At 60.4% G+C, this 18,555-nt stretch carries 11 protein-coding genes; 8 read left to right on the plus strand and 3 right to left on the minus strand.

The window, feature by feature from the left end; translation table 11 throughout:
- Positions 1-89: 89 nt before the first annotated feature.
- Entirely contained in the window at positions 90-1,058 is a 969-nt protein-coding gene (locus tag QFX16_RS13900; RefSeq protein ID WP_283184367.1) for a hypothetical protein, read from the plus strand.
- 544 nt (positions 1,059-1,602) lie between these two features.
- On the opposite strand, the gene QFX16_RS13905 is transcribed toward QFX16_RS13900, so the two are convergent.
- Positions 1,603-2,028: a YciI family protein gene (locus QFX16_RS13905; RefSeq protein WP_283184368.1), complete on the minus strand. Its 426-nt coding sequence runs from the start codon at positions 2,026-2,028 to the stop codon at positions 1,603-1,605.
- Positions 2,029-2,292: 264 nt separating this feature from the next.
- Here QFX16_RS13905 and tpx point away from each other — a divergent pair, with 264 nt between their 5' ends.
- The 7 genes from tpx to QFX16_RS13940 all read left to right on the plus strand — a co-directional run bounded on the left by tpx (position 2,293) and on the right by QFX16_RS13940 (position 15,301).
- Positions 2,293-2,793 carry a thiol peroxidase gene (gene tpx, locus QFX16_RS13910; RefSeq protein WP_008150862.1) on the plus strand — a complete coding sequence of 167 codons (501 nt, stop codon included), beginning with the start codon at positions 2,293-2,295 and terminating at the stop codon, positions 2,791-2,793.
- 442 nt (positions 2,794-3,235) lie between these two features.
- A complete protein-coding gene (locus QFX16_RS13915) occupies positions 3,236-4,552 on the plus strand; it encodes an MdtA/MuxA family multidrug efflux RND transporter periplasmic adaptor subunit (protein WP_283184369.1) in 1,317 nt (438 codons plus the stop codon).
- A complete protein-coding gene (locus tag QFX16_RS13920) occupies positions 4,549-7,653 on the plus strand; it encodes an MdtB/MuxB family multidrug efflux RND transporter permease subunit (RefSeq protein WP_283184370.1) in 3,105 nt (1,034 codons plus the stop codon). Before QFX16_RS13915 ends, QFX16_RS13920 begins: the two co-directional genes overlap by 4 nt.
- Positions 7,650-10,757, plus strand: coding sequence for an efflux RND transporter permease subunit (locus tag QFX16_RS13925; protein ID WP_283184371.1), 3,108 nt, complete (start codon positions 7,650-7,652; stop codon positions 10,755-10,757). The genes QFX16_RS13920 and QFX16_RS13925 overlap by 4 nt, the downstream gene beginning before the upstream one ends.
- The gene (locus QFX16_RS13930) at positions 10,754-12,232 is read left to right on the plus strand and encodes an efflux transporter outer membrane subunit (RefSeq protein ID WP_283184372.1); all 1,479 of its coding nucleotides are present in this window, start codon (positions 10,754-10,756) and stop codon (positions 12,230-12,232) included. The genes QFX16_RS13925 and QFX16_RS13930 overlap by 4 nt, the downstream gene beginning before the upstream one ends.
- Before the next feature lie 147 nt (positions 12,233-12,379).
- Positions 12,380-14,461, plus strand: coding sequence for a putative bifunctional diguanylate cyclase/phosphodiesterase (locus QFX16_RS13935; RefSeq protein WP_283184373.1), 2,082 nt, complete (start codon positions 12,380-12,382; stop codon positions 14,459-14,461).
- Between the two features lie 93 nt (positions 14,462-14,554).
- Complete coding sequence (locus QFX16_RS13940) at positions 14,555-15,301, plus strand: SDR family oxidoreductase (RefSeq protein WP_283184374.1); 747 nt, start codon at positions 14,555-14,557, stop codon at positions 15,299-15,301.
- Positions 15,302-15,438: 137 nt separating this feature from the next.
- On the opposite strand, the gene mapR is transcribed toward QFX16_RS13940, so the two are convergent.
- Entirely contained in the window at positions 15,439-16,848 is a 1,410-nt protein-coding gene (gene mapR / locus QFX16_RS13945) for a GntR family transcriptional regulator MpaR (RefSeq protein ID WP_283184375.1), read from the minus strand.
- A gap of 132 nt (positions 16,849-16,980) precedes the next feature.
- Positions 16,981-18,411 carry a cytochrome c oxidase accessory protein CcoG gene (ccoG, locus tag QFX16_RS13950; protein WP_283184376.1) on the minus strand — a complete coding sequence of 477 codons (1,431 nt, stop codon included), beginning with the start codon at positions 18,409-18,411 and terminating at the stop codon, positions 16,981-16,983.
- Positions 18,412-18,555 lie beyond the last annotated feature (144 nt).

The following is an 18,555-nucleotide window of genomic DNA, read 5'->3' on the forward strand; positions in this document are numbered from 1 at the left end:
GGTGGCGTAAGGCATTTGTACTTGGGTCGATGATGGCACTTTGGTAGAGTCCGCAGCTCATAAGGAAGTCGTACCGAAAGGAGTCTGGTTTGAGTGTGGGCAAGAAGATTCTAGGGTTAACCGCGTTTCTGCTGATGTTGACCCTGTGGGGCGGTTACTTTTATGTGTTCCAGGAGAACCGCGGCGGTCAGTTGGGTGGTGCGCCCGACAGTTACGCCTGGTGCGGCACGCCACCGGCCACCGATGCGCTGTCGCTGGGTAAGGATCAGTTGACGCTGCGCGTCACTAACAACCTGCGTGGCGAGTTCCTGCTCAGCGGCGCGGTGATTGTTTCCGAACGCACCTTCAATCGCTATGACCTGGGCCGTAACGAACTGCGCCTGCGCCTGGAACCGCTGCAATGGTCCTACGGCGCCACGCCGATTTTCCTCGAACAGGTCAGGATCAAGCCCCTGAGCCGTAACCTCGCTTCTGACAACAAAAGTGCCTACGCGGAGCTCGAACCGCGACCGATTGGCGTGCAGGGGCGCGCCACCGAGTTTCCCTTCGACACCTACCGCTACGGCTACAAACCGGTGCTGTATTACCTCAAGGGCAATGAGCGCGTCGACTTGCGCTTTCGCCACATCACCACGGTGATGGAGATGTCGAACACCTTTACGCCCATTCAAAAGTACAACCGGGTCGAGTACATCAATGAGAAAAACTCGTTGGTACGCGACGAGGATTACAAGCCTTACGCCGCCAACGAATGTGCGTTCAGCGTCGAGCGCAAAGGCTCGTTCAAGGTGATCGTCTTGCTATTGCTGCTGGTGATTTGCCTGCCGCTGATGCACGTGTTTTATCGCGACGAGCCGGGCATCGATTTTCTCGCCACGCTGGTGAGTATCGGTGCAGTCCGGATATTGCTGGTGGGGTCGTTGCAGGACTTTCAGCTGTACAACATTGACTTCCTGTTTGGCGCGGCGATTTTGCTGGTGGGGACGGTGTCGTTGATCAAGGCGATGCGGGCGAATAGTCGGCGGGAATTGGCGTTGAAGAGTGGTTCGTCCTGGTGATTCCACCGTCGATGTAGCAGCTGTCGAGCAGCGCGAGGCTGCGTTCGGTGCGGGCCGCGTTCGGAGGCAGCCGTCGTGAAGTCACGCGATACGGTTTACAGGAAAACCGCGTTTGCAGGGTTTACGACGACTTTGTCGCCGAACGCAGCCTCGCAGGCTCGGCAGCTGCTACAGACCTGGCGAAGGATCACTTCAACGCGCGGCTTTGCGCAGGGCCGGCATGGCCGGGGCCGATTTGCCCGCGCGCACCAGCGTGGCTGATTGGACGACTCGGCACTTCTAGGCCGTTACTGCGAAATCTCTTTCCTATCAAGCCTGTAGGACACGTCTGTTGACGCTAGCAGCTAACCCGGGGTTCGCCAGTCGAAAGGGGGAATCTTTGGTTTTTTGTGCACGCTTGTGGGGATTGTGTGTACTAAAAGGTTAACGCGAAACGGGGGGTGGAGATGCGTGAGGCAAAAAAGCAATCGCGGTCACGCCTCGCTCTTATGAGGCTCCGACATGTTGATCAATCCCACGCAGGTGCATGGGATAGATCCGTTACTCAGCGTTTCTTCACCTGCGTACGCAGCCGTTCTTCCTGCTCCCGCAATTCAGGTGTGAACTCGGCCCCGAAATCTTCGGCCTCGTACACCTGGCGAATCTCGATCTCGGCGTCGGTGCCTGGCATCGGGTTGGGGCAGCGCTTGACCCACTCGATCGCTTCCTGTTTCGACTTCACCTGCCACAGCCAGTAGCCGGCGATCAGCTCCTTGGTTTCGGCGAACGGGCCATCGATCACCGTGCGCTTTTCACCCGAGAATCGCACCCGGGCGCCCTTGCTGCTGGGTTGCAGGCCATCGCACTCGATGAGGATGCCGGCTTTGACCAGTTCCTCGTTGTAGTTGCCCATCGCGGTCATCAGTTCCTCGCTGGGCAGCACACCGGCCTCGGAATCCTGGCTGGCTTTCACAATGATCATGAATCGCATGGTCTTATCTCCGCTGGATGTGAGTGACTCACTGGCTAGTCGAATGGCCGTTGCCCGAATCGACAATGCTTCTTACGGAAGATCGCCGAAAAGCAGATTTGTTTCTCGACACTAAACTCGCTATGCGGTGATGGGGGCGGTTTGTATCCAATGTGTGCGACGACACTTCACAATTTGTATCTGGGCATAGGTCGTCGGGCCATTTCGTGGTTAACTTCGGCCTCTTCAAAATTCTCTACAACAACGTTCAGAAGGACTCCGTTCATGGCTCAAGTCACTCTTAAAGGCTCCCCGGTTCAAGTCAACGGCCAACTGCCACAAGCCGGTTCCAAGGCGCCAGCCTTTTCCCTGGTTGCCGGCAATCTGTCCGACGTGACCCTGGCGAGCTTCGCCGGCAAGCGCAAAGTGCTGAACATCTTCCCAAGCGTTGACACCCCGACCTGCGCCACTTCGGTTCGCAAGTTCAACGCCCAGGCCAGTGATGTCGCCAACACTGTCGTGCTGTGCATCTCCGCTGACCTGCCGTTCGCTCAAGCGCGCTTTTGCGGCGCCGAAGGCCTGGAAAACGTACAAAACCTGTCGACCCTGCGCGGTGCCGAGTTCATCGAGAACTACGGCGTTGCCATCGCTGACGGCCCGCTCAAAGGCCTGACCGCCCGTGCCGTCGTGGTTCTGGACGAAAACGACAACGTTCTGCACAGCGAACTGGTCAAGGAAATCGCTGAAGAACCGAACTACGAAGCAGCACTCGCCGTTCTGAAGTAAGCGTCGTTTTACAATTGTTAACGGCCTAGGGGGCGTTCTCACTGAATTTCCCCGCCGCGTTGTCGCCTTAAAGCGGGCCAGGCAAGGCGCAGGCCGCTGGTAATGGTTGTTCCCTTCCCAAGGCCTGCAACGCAGGCTGGCCCGCTTTAAGGCACAACCCGAAGGGCCGGGCCTGCTGTTGTGCAGGGCTGCGTTGCTCGAAGCTTATTTGGAATGACCAAACCACGCTTCTCGCGCCTTGCCCTGCACAACAGCAGACCCGGCGCGGCGGGGAAATTCAGTGAGAACGCCCCCTCTGTCCAGGCCGTTTTCATTTGTGATTCAGTGTCTTGGCAAAACATCCTGTTACGTAAGCCGAAGGTAAATTGCCGGTAAAGCCGCTTTGCTTAATGCCCGCCAGTGCTTATCGTTCAGCCTCCTGTAGAAGAAGCCCACGCGCCCAATGGTTGATCATTCCATGCAATCCTCCGTTTCCCGTAGTCCCCGTCGCTGGCTGTTCGGCCTGCTTGTCCTGTTGGTCATCGCTGGCCTGTGCTGGAAATTCTGGCCCGTCGGCACTGCCCAAAAAGAGGGCGCAGGGCAAAAAGCCGTTGCCGGGCAAACCGGCAGGTCGGGGGGAATGCGTCCCGGTTTCGGCGGGGCGACCGGGCCGGTTCCAGTGCGTGTCGCGCCAGCGGTCAAGGGTGACTTCCCGCTGTACTACAAGGCGCTGGGCACCGTGACGGCGCTGAACACCATCAATGTGCGCAGCCGCGTCGGAGGTGAGCTGATGAAGATCTCCTTCGAGGAAGGGCAGATGGTCAAGGCTGGCGATCTGCTGGCTGAAATCGACCCGCGTCCGTACCAGAACGCCTTGCTTCAGGCCGAAGGCACGTTGCTGCAGAACCAGGCACAACTGAAAAACGCCCAGGTCGATGTGGAACGCTATCGCGGCCTGTATCGCGAAGACAGTATCGCCAAGCAGACCCTGGACACCGCCGAAGCGCTGGTGGGCCAGTATCAGGGCACGGTCAAAACCAATCAGGCGGCGGTCAACGACGCCAAGCTCAATCTGGAATTCACCAAGATCCGCGCCCCGATTGCCGGGCGTGTGGGCTTGCGTCAGCTGGATGTCGGCAATCTGGTGGCAGCCAACGACACCACCGCGCTGGTGATCATCACCCAGACCCAACCGATCAGCGTTGCCTTCACCTTGCCGGAAAACAGCCTCGACGTCGTACTGGCCCGCTATCGCACCGGCGCCAAATTGCCCGCCGAAGCCTGGGACCGTGGCGACACCAAGTTGCAGGCCACCGGCGTCTTGCAGAGCCTCGATAACCAGATCGACGTGACCACCGGCACCCTGAAATTCAAGGCTCGCTACGAGAACCGCGATCAGGCGCTGTTCCCCAATCAGTTTGTCAACGTTCATCTTTTGGCCGACACCCTCAAAGGAGTGGTCCTCGCACCCTCGGCGGCAATTCAGTTCGGCACCAACGGTACTTTTGTCTATGCGCTGGATGGCGACAAGAAAGTCACGATCCGTCAGTTGAAAGTCGGCGCCAGTGACGGCGAAAACACCGTCATTACCGAAGGCTTGGCCGCAGGTGATCGCGTCGTGCTGGAAGGCACCGACCGCCTGAAAGAGGGCAGCGAAGTCGAAGTGGTCTACGATAGCAAGGACGTACCGACCACCCCGACTGAACACCTGCAAGGCAAGTCGGCCACCACCGCGCCTGACGCGACAGTCACCGACAAGGCGAAAAAGGGCGGCGCATGAACATCTCGCGGCTGTTCATCCTTCGCCCGGTCGCCACGACCCTGAGCATGCTGGCCATTATCCTGGCCGGCGTGATCGCCTATCGGCTGTTGCCGGTGTCGGCATTGCCTCAGGTCGATTACCCGACCATCCGCGTCATGACGCTGTACCCCGGCGCCAGCCCGGATGTCATGACCAGCGCCGTGACCGCGCCGCTTGAGCGTCAATTCGGGCAGATGCCCGGCCTGACCCAAATGGCTTCGACCAGTTCCGGCGGCGCTTCAGTGCTGACCCTGCGTTTCAGCCTCGACATCAACATGGACGTCGCTGAGCAGCAGGTGCAGGCGGCGATCAACGCTGCGACCAATTTGCTGCCCAAGGACCTGCCGGCGCCGCCGGTGTACAACAAGGTCAACCCGGCGGACACCCCGGTGCTGACCCTGGCCATCACGTCCAAGACCATGCTGCTGCCCAAGCTCAATGACTTGGTCGACACGCGCATGGCGCAGAAAATCGCCCAGATCAGCGGCGTCGGCATGGTCAGCATTGCCGGCGGCCAGCGTCAGGCGGTGCGAATCAAGGTCAATCCCGAGGCGCTGGCCGCCAATGGCTTGAACCTCTCCGACGTGCGAACCCTGATCGGCGCATCCAACGTCAACCAACCCAAGGGCAACTTCGACGGCCCGACCCGGGTGTCGATGCTCGATGCAAACGATCAACTGACCTCGCCCAAAGACTACGCCAATCTGATTCTCACCTACGCCAACGGCGCGCCGTTGCGGCTCAAGGACGTGGCAGAGATCGTCGATGGCGCGGAAAACGAACGTCTGGCGGCGTGGGCCAACGAAAGTCAGGCCGTGCTGCTGAACATCCAGCGTCAGCCTGGCGCCAACGTCATCGAAGTGGTTGACCGGATCAAAGCCCTGCTGCCGAGCATCACCGACAACCTGCCGGCCGGTCTCGAAGTCACTGTGCTGACCGACCGCACCCAGACCATCCGTGCCTCGGTCACCGACGTGCAGCACGAATTGTTGATCGCCATTGCGCTGGTCGTGATGGTGACCTTCCTGTTCCTGCGTCGGGTCAGCGCCACGATCATTCCGTCGGTCGCGGTCCCACTGTCGCTGATCGGCACCTTCGGCGTGATGTACCTCGCGGGTTTCTCGGTCAACAACCTGACCCTGATGGCACTGACCATCGCCACCGGTTTCGTGGTGGACGATGCGATCGTCATGCTGGAGAACATTTCCCGATTTATCGAAGAGGGCGAGAGCCCCCTGAATGCGGCGCTCAAGGGCGCCAAACAGATCGGCTTCACGCTGATCTCCCTGACCCTGTCGCTGATCGCGGTGCTGATTCCGTTGCTGTTCATGGCCGACGTGGTGGGGCGGTTGTTCCGCGAATTTGCCATCACCCTGGCGGTGGCGATCCTGATCTCCCTGGTGGTGTCCCTGACACTGACGCCGATGATGTGCGCTCGGTTGCTCAAGCGTGAACCCAAGGAAGAAGAACAAGGCCGTTTCTACCGAGCCAGCGGCGCCACAATTGATTGGATGATCGCGGCTTACGGGCGCAAGTTAAAGTGGGTTCTCAAGCATCAACCGCTGACCCTGATGGTGGCCATCGGCACGCTGGCGTTGACCGTATTCCTTTACATGGTGGTGCCCAAGGGCTTCTTTCCGGTGCAGGACACCGGGGTGATCCAGGGCATTTCCGAGGCGCCGCAGTCGATTTCCTTTGCGGCGATGAGCGAGCGTCAACAGGAGCTGGCCAAGGTGATCCTTGCCGATCCGGCAGTGGAAAGCTTGTCGTCCTACATCGGCGTCGACGGTGACAACTCGACGCTGAACAGCGGTCGTCTGCTGATCAACCTCAAATCCCACAGTAACCGCGACTTGAGCGCCACCGAAGTCATTGCCCGTCTGCAACCGGAACTGGACAAACTCACCGGCATTCGCCTGTTCATGCAGCCGGTGCAGGACCTGACCATCGAAGACCGCGTCAGCCGCACCCAGTATCAATTCAGCATGTCGTCGCCGGATTCCGAGCTGCTCAGCCTGTGGAGCGGTCGTCTGGTGGAAGCACTGGCCCAACGGCCGGAGCTGACCGACGTTGCCAGCGATTTGCAGGACAAAGGCTTGCAGGTTTATCTGGTGATTGACCGCGATGCGGCGTCGCGGGTCGGTGTGTCGGTGTCGAACATCACCGATGCGTTGTACGACGCCTTCGGTCAGCGGCAGATTTCCACCATTTACACCCAGGCCAGCCAGTACCGCGTGGTGCTGCAATCGCAGTCCGGCGAGAAGATCGGCCCGGATGCGCTGAATCAGATTCACGTGAAAACCACCGACGGCGGGCAAGTGCGTCTCTCCAGTCTGGCGCACATCGAGGAGCGTCAGGCGCAACTGGCGATCACTCATATCGGGCAGTTTCCGGCAGTGATGATGTCCTTCAACCTCGCGCCCGGCGTGGCGCTGGGGCATGCGGTGGAGATCATCGACCAGGTGCAGAAGGACATCGGCATGCCGATTGGCGTACAGACCCAGTTCCAGGGCGCGGCCGAGGCTTTCCAGGCGTCGCTGTCGAGCACCTTGCTGCTGATTCTGGCGGCGGTGGTGACCATGTACATCGTGCTCGGTGTGCTTTACGAGAGCTACATCCACCCGATCACCATTCTCTCGACCTTGCCCTCGGCGGCGGTCGGCGCCTTGCTGGCATTGCTGTTGAGCGGGAATGACCTTGGCATGATCGCGATCATCGGCATCATTTTGTTGATCGGCATCGTGAAAAAGAACGCGATCATGATGATCGACTTCGCCCTCGACGCTGAACGCAATCAGGGCATGGACCCGGAAACGGCAATCTATCAGGCGGCACTGCTGCGTTTCCGGCCGATTCTGATGACCACACTGGCCGCGTTGTTCGGCGCGGTGCCACTGATGCTGGCGACCGGCTCCGGCGCGGAACTGCGTCAACCGTTGGGCCTGGTGATGGTGGGGGGCTTGTTGGTGAGTCAGGTGCTGACGCTGTTTACCACTCCGGTCATCTATCTGTATTTCGACCGCCTCGGTCGGCGCTGGGGTCGCAAGTCTGAAGCCGTGGAAGCGGTAGAACAGCCATGAACCTGTCCGGACCTTTCATCAAGCGCCCGGTCGCGACGATGTTGCTGAGCCTGGCGATCCTGCTGCTGGGCGGCGTGAGCTTCGGCCTGTTGCCGGTGGCGCCGCTGCCGCAGATGGACTTTCCGGTGATCGTGGTCCAGGCGAGTCTGCCCGGTGCAAGCCCTGAGGTCATGGCCTCGACCGTGGCCACGCCGCTGGAGCGCTCCTTCGGCGCCATCGCCGGGGTCAACACCATGAGCAGCCGCTCCAGCCAGGGCTCGACCCGGGTGATTTTGCAGTTCGACCTCGACCGCGACATCAACGGCGCGGCGCGGGAAGTGCAGGCGGCGATCAACGCCTCGCGCAACCTGCTGCCGAGCGGGATGCGCAGCATGCCGACCTACAAGAAGGTCAACCCGTCCCAGGCGCCGGTCATGGTGCTGTCGCTGACCTCCGACGTACTGGAAAAAGGCCAGCTCTACGATTTGGCCTCGACGATTCTGTCCCAGAGCGTGTCTCAGGTGCAGGGTGTCGGCGAAGTGCAGATCGGCGGCAGCTCCTTGCCGGCGGTGCGCATCGAACTCGAACCGCAGGCGCTCAACCAATACGGCGTGGCGCTGGACGATGTGCGCAACACCATCGCCAACGCCAACGTGCGCCGGCCAAAAGGGTCGGTCGAAGATGGCCAGCGGCTGTGGCAGGTTCAGGCCAACGATCAACTGGAAAAAGCCAAGGATTACGAGTCGCTGATCATTCACTACGCGGACGGCGCGGCCCTGCGCCTGAAGGACGTGGCCAAGGTCAGCGACGGCGTCGAAGACCGCTACAACAGCGGTTTCTTCAACAACGACGCGGCGGTACTGCTGGTGATCAACCGCCAGGCCGGCGCCAACATCATCGAGACGGTCAACGAAATCAAGGCTCAACTGCCGGCGTTGCAGGCCGTGTTGCCGGCCAGCGTGAAGCTGAACGTGGCGATGGACCGGTCGCCGGTGATCAAGGCGACCTTGCACGAAGCGGAAATGACCCTGTTGATTGCCGTGGCGCTGGTGATTCTGGTGGTGTTCCTGTTCCTCGGTAACTTCCGCGCCTCGTTGATTCCTACCCTGGCGGTGCCTGTTTCCCTGGTCGGTACCTTTGCGGTGATGTACCTCTACGGATTCTCCCTGAACAATCTGTCGCTGATGGCGCTGATTCTGGCCACCGGGCTGGTGGTGGACGATGCCATCGTGGTGCTGGAGAACATTTCCCGGCACATCGACAAAGGCGTACCGCCGATGAAGGCCGCGTACCTGGGGGCGCAGGAAGTCGGCTTCACCTTGCTGTCGATGAACGTCTCGCTGGTGGCAGTGTTCCTGTCGATCCTGTTCATGGGCGGGATCGTCGAAAGCCTGTTTCGCGAGTTTTCCATCACGCTGGCGGCGTCCATCGTAGTGTCACTGGTGGTCTCTCTGACGCTGACACCGATGCTCTGCGCCCGCTGGCTCAAGCCGCATACGCCGGGTGAGGAAAACCGTTTGCAGCGCTGGAGTCAGCGCGCCAACGAGTGGATGGTCGGCAAATACGCCACGAGCCTCGACTGGGTGCTGCGTCATCGCCGGTTGACCCTGCTTAGCCTGCTAGTGACAGTCGGCGTTAACATTGCACTGTATGTCGTTGTTCCTAAAACATTTATGCCTCAACAGGACACCGGTCAGCTGATCGGCTTCGTGCGCGGCGACGATGGGTTGTCGTTCAGCGTGATGCAGCCAAAAATGGAAACCTTCCGCCGCGCCGTGCTCAAGGATGACGCGGTGCAAAGCGTCGCCGGCTTCATCGGCGGCACCAACGGCACCAACAACGCCTTCATGCTGGTGCGGCTGAAGCCGATCAAGGAACGCAACCTGTCTGCGCAAAAGGTCATCGAACGCCTGCGCAAGGAAATGCCCAAGGTGGCCGGTGCACAGTTGATGCTGATGGCCGACCAGGACCTGCAATTTGGTGGCGGTCGCGAGCAAAGTACGTCGCAGTATTCGTACATCCTGCAAAGCGGTGATCTGGGTGCGTTGCGCGAGTGGTATCCGAAGGTTGTCACTGCGCTCAAGGCTTTGCCGGAGCTGACGGCGATTGACGCCCGAGAAGGCCGTGGCGCGCAGCAAGTAACGTTGATTGTCGATCGTGATCAGGCCAAACGCCTGGGTGTCGACATGGACATGGTCACCTCGGTGCTGAACAACGCCTACAGTCAGCGACAGATTTCGACGATTTACGACAGCCTCAACCAGTATCAGGTAGTGATGGAGGTCAACCCGAAATATGCCCAGGACCCGATCACGCTCAATCAGGTTCAGGTGATCACCGCCGACGGCGCGCGGATTCCGTTGTCGACCATCGCCCATTACGAAAACAGCCTGGAAGACGATCGGGTCAGCCACGAAGGCCAGTTCGCTTCGGAAAGCATTGCTTTCGACATGGCCGACGGGGTGACGGTGGAGCAGGGCACGGCCGCCATCGAGCGGGCGATCGCCAAGGTGGGTCTGCCGGAAGGTGTCATTGCGAAAATGGCCGGCACCGCCGATGCCTTCGCCGCGACCCAGAAGAGCCAACCGTGGATGATTCTCGGCGCGCTGGTGGCGGTTTATCTGGTGCTCGGTGTGCTGTATGAAAGCTACATCCATCCGCTGACCATTCTTTCGACCTTGCCGTCGGCCGGGGTCGGCGCGTTGCTTTCGATTTATGCGCTGGGCGGTGAGTTCAGCCTGATCTCGTTGCTCGGGTTGTTCCTGCTGATCGGCGTGGTGAAGAAAAACGCCATTCTGATGATCGACCTGGCGTTGCAGTTGGAACGGCATCAGGGCATGGCGCCGCTGGAATCGATTCGCAGCGCTTGCCTGCAACGTCTGCGGCCGATTCTGATGACCACCCTGGCGGCGATCCTCGGCGCATTGCCGTTGCTGCTGAGCCGCGCCGAAGGGGCGGAAATGCGTCAACCGCTGGGCCTGACCATTATCGGCGGGCTGATCTTCAGCCAGGTGCTGACCCTTTACACCACCCCGGTGGTTTACCTGTATCTCGACAAACTGCGCCATCGCTTCAACCACTGGCGTGGGGTGCGTACCGATGCTGCTCTGGAAACTCCGCTATGACTGACCGTTCGCTTATCACTCTGGCTGCACCGCTGGTAACGGCCCGAGGCTCGCGTTTGTGGAGCCTGGCGCTGTGCGTGGCGATGCTCAGCGCCTGCGCTATCGGCCCGGATTACCAGCGCCCGCAAGCGGCTGCGCCGGCGCAATACAAGGAAGCGGCAGGCTGGCGTCAGGCCAAGCCCAGCGATTCCCTGGCCCGTGGCGCCTGGTGGGAGTTGTATGGCGATCAGCAGCTTAATGGCCTGATCGAAAAGCTTAACAGTGCCAACCAGACCGTCGCGCAGTCCGAAGCCCAGTACCGTCAGGCCCAGGCCTTGGTGCGCAGTGCTCGTGGCGCGTTTTTTCCGACCGTGGACCTGACTGTCGGGAAAAACCGCTCCAGCCAGGGCACCGGCAGCAGCAGTTCGAGCCTGACCAGTTCCTCCAGCGGGATTCGCGACACTTACACCGCACAGGCCGGGGTCAGTTGGGAAGCCGATGTTTGGGGCAAACTGCGACGAGGACTGGAAGCCGACACTGCCAACGCCGAGGCGAGTTATGCCGATCTGGCGGCGATGCGCTTGAGCCAACAGTCGGAAATGGTACAGAACTATCTGCAACTGCGCGTGATCGACGAGCAGAAACGCCTGCTGGAGGCGACGGTCGAGGCCTATCAGCGCTCGCTGACAATGACTGAAAACCAGTACCGCGCCGGTGTCTCCGGCAAGGACGCGGTGGCGCAGGCTCAGACTCAGCTCAAAAGCACCCAGGCTGACATGGTTGATCTGATCTGGCAGCGCGCCCAGTTCGAGAATGCCATTGCCGTTCTGATCGGGCTACCGCCGGCCGAGTTCAGCCTGGCTGAAAGCAAAGACATTCCTGCGTTGCCCGAGATACCGCTGAGCCTGCCTTCGCAATTGCTCGAGCGCCGCCCGGACATCGCCTCCGCTGAGCGCTCGGTGATGGCCGCCAACGCCAACATCGGCGTGGCCAAGGCGGCCTACTACCCGGACTTCACCCTGAGTCTGAACGGTGGTTACAGCAGCAGCACCTCTTCCAACTGGATCAGCGTGCCAAACCGCTTCTGGTCGGTCGGACCGCAATTAGCCATGACCTTGTTCGACGGCGGTCAGCGCTCTGCGGAAGTTGACCGCAGCGAAGCGGCCTACGACGAAACAGTGGCCAAGTACCGCCAGACCGTGCTCGATGGTTTCCGTGAGGTGGAAAACTATCTGGTGCAGCTCAAGGTCCTGGAAGACGAAGCGGGCGTGCGCCAGGAAGCGCTGGACGCGGCGCGAGAGTCCTTGCGCCTGACCCAGAACCAGTACAAGGCCGGTGTGATCGCTTATCTGGGCGTGGTGGTCGTTCAGGCCACAGCGTTGAACAATGAACGCAGCGTGCTGAGCCTGTTGCAGAGCCGGTTGATTGCCAGTGTGCAGTTGATCGCGGCATTGGGTGGTGGCTGGGATGGGGCGTTGCAAGTGAGCGAAAAATAGTAGGCATCTGCCCCGATGTGAAACCTTAAAACCAACGTTTCATCGACTTGATGGCCATTTGCTTATTTTGTCGGTGCGTTCTTTTGCGCAATCAGTACAATCGCCCGATTTGCCCCCCGAGAACGGAGGGCTGTCGCGAGAAGTCTTATGCTTATCGGTAGCTATTCCCCCACGCTGGTTATCATCTCGCTTTTTGTGGCGATTCTCGCCTCCTATACCGCGCTCGACCTGACCGAACGTATCGCCACGGCCACGGGCCGGGCCGTGCATCTATGGACGGCGGGCGGCGCCTTTGCCATGGGGGTTGGCGTGTGGTCGATGCATTTCATCGGCATGCTCGCGTTTGAATTGCCCATCGACCTCGGTTACGACGTCGGCATCACGTTGGTGTCACTGCTGATTGGCATCCTGTCCTGCGGCTTTGCCCTGTGGCTGGTCAGCCAGCCACAATTGCCAGCCTGGCAATTGGCATTCGGCGCGCTGGTCATGGGCACCGGGATTAGCGCCATGCACTACACCGGCATGGCCGCCATGCGCATGCAGCCGGGTATCGATTACGATCCGACGCTGTTCGGCGCCTCGCTGCTGATCGCCGTAGTCGCCTCGGGCGCCGCGTTATGGATCGCTTTCCGCCTGCGCCAGCACACACCTTATGTCGGCCTGATCCGTGGCGGTGCGGCGGTGATCATGGGCCTCGCGATTGTCGGCATGCACTACACCGGCATGGCGGCGGCGCGCTTCCCGGATGGCAGCTTCTGTGGCGCGGCCGTCAGCGGCCTGAACGGCAAGGGCCTGGACAATCTGGTGCTGATCACCACCCTGGCAGTGTTGAGCCTTGCCTTGTTGACCTCGATCCTCGATGCGCGCCTTGAGGCCCGCACCGCAGGCCTTGCCCACTCATTGACCGAGGCCAACCGCGAACTGACTCAACTGGCCCTGCATGACACCCTGACCGGCCTGCCGAATCGCGTGTTGCTGGCTGACCGCATCGATCAGGCAATGTCCATGGTGCAGGAGCAGGGCGGTTGTTTCGCGTTGATGTTCATCGATCTGGACGGTTTCAAACCAGTCAACGATGCCTTCGGTCACCATATGGGCGATCTGTTGTTGCGTGAAGTCGGTCTGCGCTTGCGCGAGGATTTGCGCAGCCATGACACCCTGGCGCGGATCGGCGGTGATGAGTTCGTTTTACTGGTGCAGCTCGGCGAACAGAATGACGCATTGAGCCTGGCAGCCCGTCAGGTCGGGCTGATCGGGCGTTCGTTCCGGGTCGGCGAACATGACTTGCAGATTTCCGCCAGCGTCGGCATTGCGATTTATCCGGGCAACGGTGAAACCGCCGAGGAATTGCTGATGAACGCCGACGCGGCGATGTATCACGCCAAGGGCTCCGGGAAAAACGGCTATAGCTTCTTCGATGCCTCGATGAACAGCAACGCGCGTAAACAGCTGCAGTTATTGCAGGACTTGCGTATCGCCATTGATCAGCAGCAATTCAGTCTCTATTACCAACCCAAGTTCGATGCCAACAATGGCCGACCGGTCGGCGCCGAGGCGTTGCTGCGCTGGGTGCATCCGACCCAGGGCATGTTGCTCCCGGACAAGTTCATCGAACTGGCGGAAAAGACCGGGCTGATCATTCCGATTGGCGAGTGGGTGCTCAACGAAGCCTGCCGTCAGATGCGCGAGTGGTACGTGCTCGGGTACACCGACTGGCGCATCGCGGTGAACCTTTCAGCCTTGCAGTTCTGCCACGCGGGTCTGGTCCAGAGCGTCGCCAAAGCCTTGGCCACTCACCATTTGCCGGCCAACAGCCTGACCCTCGAGATCACTGAAACCACCGCCATGAGCGATGCCGATGCGAGCATGACAGTGCTGCAGGAGCTTTCGACAATGGGTGTCGACCTGTCGATCGACGACTTTGGCACCGGCTATTCGAGCTTGATGTACCTCAAGCGCTTGCCGGCCAACGAACTGAAGATCGACCGGGGTTTTGTCCGCGACCTGGAGCGTGACAGCGATGACGCCGCCATCGTTTCCGCCATCGTCGCCCTCGGTCAGGCGCTAGGGTTGCGGATCGTCGCCGAAGGGGTGGAGACTGACTCGCAGCAAGACTTCCTGACGCAACTCGGTTGTGATTCGCTGCAGGGTTATCTGCTCGGGCACCCGTTGCCGGCCGAACGCTTCATGGTGGATATTCTGCGTGCAGAGCAATTGGCGGTGAGTTGAGAACAATGTGATTGATGTGAGCCCATGCAAAAGCCAGCGATGACGGTTATTCTTGGCCCCGACTGCTAACGCTTGGAATGGGGGAAGTTTCGCATGGACAAAGTCATCGTCATCACTGGCGGCAGCCGTGGTATCGGCGCCGCCACAGCCCTGTTGGCCGCAGAACAAGGCTATCGGATCTGCATCAACTACCTGGCCGACGAATCCGCTGCGCAAACTGTGCTGGAACAAGTCCGCGCCCTCGGCGCCCAAGCCATTGCGGTGCGCGCTGACGTCAGCATCGAAGACGAAGTAATCGCGTTGTTCCACCGCGTGGACACTGAGTTGGGCCGGGTCACGGCACTGGTGAACAACGCCGGCACCGTCGGGCACAAGTCGCGGATCGATGAAATGTCCGAATTCCGTATTCTCAAAATCCTCAGAACCAACGTCCTGGCGCCGATCCTCTGCGCCAAACACGCGATCCTGCGCATGTCGCCCAAGCATGGCGGGCAGGGCGGCAGCATCGTTAACGTGTCCTCGGTGGCCTCACGCCTGGGCGCGCCCAGTGAATACGTCGATTACGCCGCCTCCAAAGGCGCGCTGGATACCTTCACCATCGGCCTGTCCAAAGAAGTGGCCGGCGAAGGCATCCGCGTCAACGCGGTGCGCCCTGGTTACATCTACACCGATTTCCATGCGTTGAGCGGTGACCCGGATCGGGTCAGCAAGCTAGAGTCGGCGATTCCGATGGCTCGGGGCGGGCGTCCGGAAGAAGTGGCTGAGGCGATCGTGTGGTTGCTGTCGGACAAGGCTTCCTATGCGACCGGGACATTCGTTGACCTCGGCGGCGGGCGCTAAGCCTTTAGATTTGCACTGTTTGGTCTGCCCTCATCGTCGGAACGCCGCCCGGAGCAAGCTCGCTCCCACAGTTGATCGCATTCCCCTGTGGGAGCGAGCCTGCTCGCGAAGGCGGTAGACCCGACGCCATCAAACTCTCAGAACGACCGCACAATTCGGCCCAACGTCTCCATCGCCTTCTCGGCAGTCTCATCCCAGGGGCTGCCGTAATTCAGTCGAATACAATTCCTGAAGCGTTGGGTCGGTGAAAAGATCGGCCCGGGGGCAATGCTGATCCCTTGCGCCAACGCCATCTGAAACAACTTCAGCGAATCCATCTGCGGTGGCAATTCCAGCCACAAAAAGTAGCCGCCGGCCGGTTGACTGACACGGGTTTGCGCCGGGAAGTAGCGCGCGATAGCGGCGAGCATGGCGCTTTGCTGTTCTTCGAGGGCGTAACGCAGTTTTCGCAGGTGCCGGTCGTAGCCGCCGTGTTGCAGGTAATCGGCGATGGCCGCCTGGGCCGGCATCGACGCGCACAGCGACGTCATGAGCTTCAGTCGTTCGATCTTCTGCGCGTAACGCCCGGCGGCGACCCAACCGATGCGGTAGCCGGGGGCCAGGCTTTTGGCGAACGAACCGCAGTGCATCACCAGCCCTTCGGTATCAAAAGCCTTGGCCGGTTTCGGCGCCTGTTGGCCGTAATACAGCTCTGCGTAGACATCGTCCTCGATCAACGGCACTTGATGGCTGCGCAAAAGCTCAACCAGTTCCTGTTTCTTCGCCTCGGGCATCGTCGCGCCCATCGGGTTCTGGAAACTGGTCATGCACCAGACAGCCTTGATCGGGTGCCGTGCCAGGGTTTGCGCGAGTACGCCAAGGTCGATGCCATCGCGCGGATGCACAGGGATTTCCACGGCTTTGAGCTTCAGCCGCTCCAGGATTTGCAGGCACGCGTAGAACGCCGGGGCTTCGATGGCCACCAGATCGCCGGGCTCGGTGACCGCTTGCAGGCACAGGTTCAGCGCTTCCAGCGCGCCGTTGGTGATCAGCAGTTCTTCCATGGGCAGCATCAGCCCGCCGACCATATAGCGCAGGGCGATTTGTCGACGCAGTAGCGGGTTGCCCGGTGACATGTCGGTGACGACCATGCGCGGGTCCATCTCGCGGGCGGCGCTGGCCAGAGAGCGGGACAACCGTTGCAGCGGGAACAGGGTCGGGCTGGGGAAAGCCGAGCCGAAGGGCACGGTGTTCGGGTCCTTGATCGAGTCGAGGACCGAGAACACCAGTTCGCTGACGTCGACTTCGGTGGACTCATTGACCTGGCTGCTGATCACCGGCTCCGAGAACGGGCTCGGCGCGTGCGCGTTGACGAAGTAGCCGGAACGCGGGCGAGCGCGGATCAGGCCGCGGCGTTCGAGCAGGTAGTAGGCCTGGAACACCGTGGACGGGCTGACCCCGTAAGTCTGGCTGGCGTAGCGCACCGATGGCACGCGCTGGCCGGGGCCGAGAACACCGGAGCGGATCAGTTCAGCGATGTCGTCGGCGAATTTTTCGTAGCGTTTCATCGGGGGCCCGGGTTGGTGTCATTCTGGAAAATCGGCGGTGACTTCTTCGCGAGCAGGCTCGCTCCCACAGGTACTGCAGAGTTTTTGTGGGAGCGAGCCTGCTCGCGAATGGCAGCACCGCAGTCTAAGGGATCAACGGTTCATCGGCGCAACAAACCGGCTCTTCGCCTCGCTATAAATGCCCGACTCATCGCTGTCGGCGATCTTGAACGTAATCGTCTGCGAACTGCTGCTCGGCCGTTCCGTGGTCATCGCCACCGACACCGGCACATCCACAATCTCACCGGGCGCGAGGCTCAGTTCGGTCTTGCCTTGCAAATGGAAGCCGTCCACGTCGACCAGGGTCAGACGGTAGTCCTGACGTTGCTGGGTCTTGTTGATGACTTTGAGGCTGTAGATGTTTTCGATCTGCCCCTGACTGTTCTCGCGGAACAGGCCACGGTCCTTGCTCACGTCCAGCGACACCATTGGCCGCTCCACCAGCGCCAGGGCAAGCGCACCGATCATCACCAGCAGGACCACGGTGTAGCCGATCAATCGTGGCCGCAGCAAATGAGTCTTGCCGCCCTGCAACTGATGCTCCGAGGTGTAGCTGATCAGCCCGCGGGCGTAGCCCATTTTGTCCATGATCGAATCGCAGGCGTCGATACACGCGGCGCAGCCGATGCATTCCATCTGCAAGCCGTCGCGGATGTCTATGCCGGTCGGGCAGACCTGCACGCACACCTGGCAGTCGATGCAATCACCGAGGCCGACCTCAGCCGGTGCCACGTCACGTTTGCGCGGGCCACGGTTTTCGCCACGGGCCACGTCGTAGGAGATGGTCAGGGTGTCTTTGTCGAACATTACGCTCTGGAACCGCGCATACGGACACATGTGCATGCACACCGCTTCACGCAGCCAACCGGCGTTGATGTAAGTCGCGCCGGTAAAGAACAGCACCCAGAACAGGCTGACGCCGCCCATCTGCAAGGTCAGCAGTTCTTCGGCCAGCGGCCGGATCGGGGTGAAATAGCCGACAAAGGTCAGGCCGGTCAACAGGCTGATGGCCAGCCACAAGGTGTGCTTGGCCGAGCGGCGGATCAGTTTGTTCAGGCCCCAGGGCGCGGCTTGCAGCTTGATCCTCTGGTTGCGTTCGCCTTCGGTGAGTTTCTCGCACCACATGAAGATCCAGGTCCAGGAGCTCTGTGGGCAGGTGTAACCGCACCAGACTCGCCCGGCGAACACGGTGATCGCAAACAGGCCGAACGCGGCAATGATCAGCAGCGCCGACAGCAGGATGAAATCCTGCGGCCAGAAGGTTGCGCCGAAGATGTGGAATTTGCTTTCGGAAAGGTCCCAGAGCACGGCTTGGCGGCCGCCCCAGTTCAACCACACCGTGCCGAAGAACAGCAAAAACAGAAACCCCGCGCCGCTCAAGCGCAGGGTGCGGAATAAACCGGTGAAGCTGCGGGTGTGGATCAGGTTGTCGCTGGACTTGGCCTTCATCTTTGGACGCGAAGGCTCGTAGCTTTGCACTAGCGGTGCACTTTCAACAATTCGGACGGGGATTCTATCGCTCATGGTCTTTCGCTCATCAGCCTCCATCAGGCCTGAGCACTATGAGCGGCGATCTGATTGCATAACAGACTCACCTATTGCAATAAAAAGCGGATCAGATGGGCATTGATCCGCTGCCTGCGACAAGTTGATGCACCCGCTACAGCG

Origin of the sequence: Pseudomonas svalbardensis, assembly GCF_030053115.1 — a bacterium.
Classification (GTDB): domain Bacteria; phylum Pseudomonadota; class Gammaproteobacteria; order Pseudomonadales; family Pseudomonadaceae; genus Aquipseudomonas; species Aquipseudomonas svalbardensis.

Bases quoted from the DNA above. Each gene is read 5' to 3' on its own strand.
- tpx (WP_008150862.1), top strand. From the start codon at position 2,293: ATGGCTCAAGTCACTCTTAAAGGCTCCCCGGTTCAAGTCAACGGCCAA.
- QFX16_RS13905 (WP_283184368.1), bottom strand. From the start codon at position 2,028: ATGCGATTCATGATCATTGTGAAAGCCAGCCAGGATTCCGAGGCCGGT.
- QFX16_RS13940 (WP_283184374.1), top strand. From the start codon at position 14,555: ATGGACAAAGTCATCGTCATCACTGGCGGCAGCCGTGGTATCGGCGCC.
- QFX16_RS13920 (WP_283184370.1), top strand. From the start codon at position 4,549: ATGAACATCTCGCGGCTGTTCATCCTTCGCCCGGTCGCCACGACCCTG.
- QFX16_RS13930 (WP_283184372.1), top strand. From the start codon at position 10,754: ATGACTGACCGTTCGCTTATCACTCTGGCTGCACCGCTGGTAACGGCC.
- ccoG (WP_283184376.1), bottom strand. From the start codon at position 18,411: ATGAGCGATAGAATCCCCGTCCGAATTGTTGAAAGTGCACCGCTAGTG.
- QFX16_RS13935 (WP_283184373.1), top strand. From the start codon at position 12,380: ATGCTTATCGGTAGCTATTCCCCCACGCTGGTTATCATCTCGCTTTTT.
- QFX16_RS13915 (WP_283184369.1), top strand. From the start codon at position 3,236: ATGGTTGATCATTCCATGCAATCCTCCGTTTCCCGTAGTCCCCGTCGC.
- mapR (WP_283184375.1), bottom strand. From the start codon at position 16,848: ATGAAACGCTACGAAAAATTCGCCGACGACATCGCTGAACTGATCCGC.
- QFX16_RS13925 (WP_283184371.1), top strand. From the start codon at position 7,650: ATGAACCTGTCCGGACCTTTCATCAAGCGCCCGGTCGCGACGATGTTG.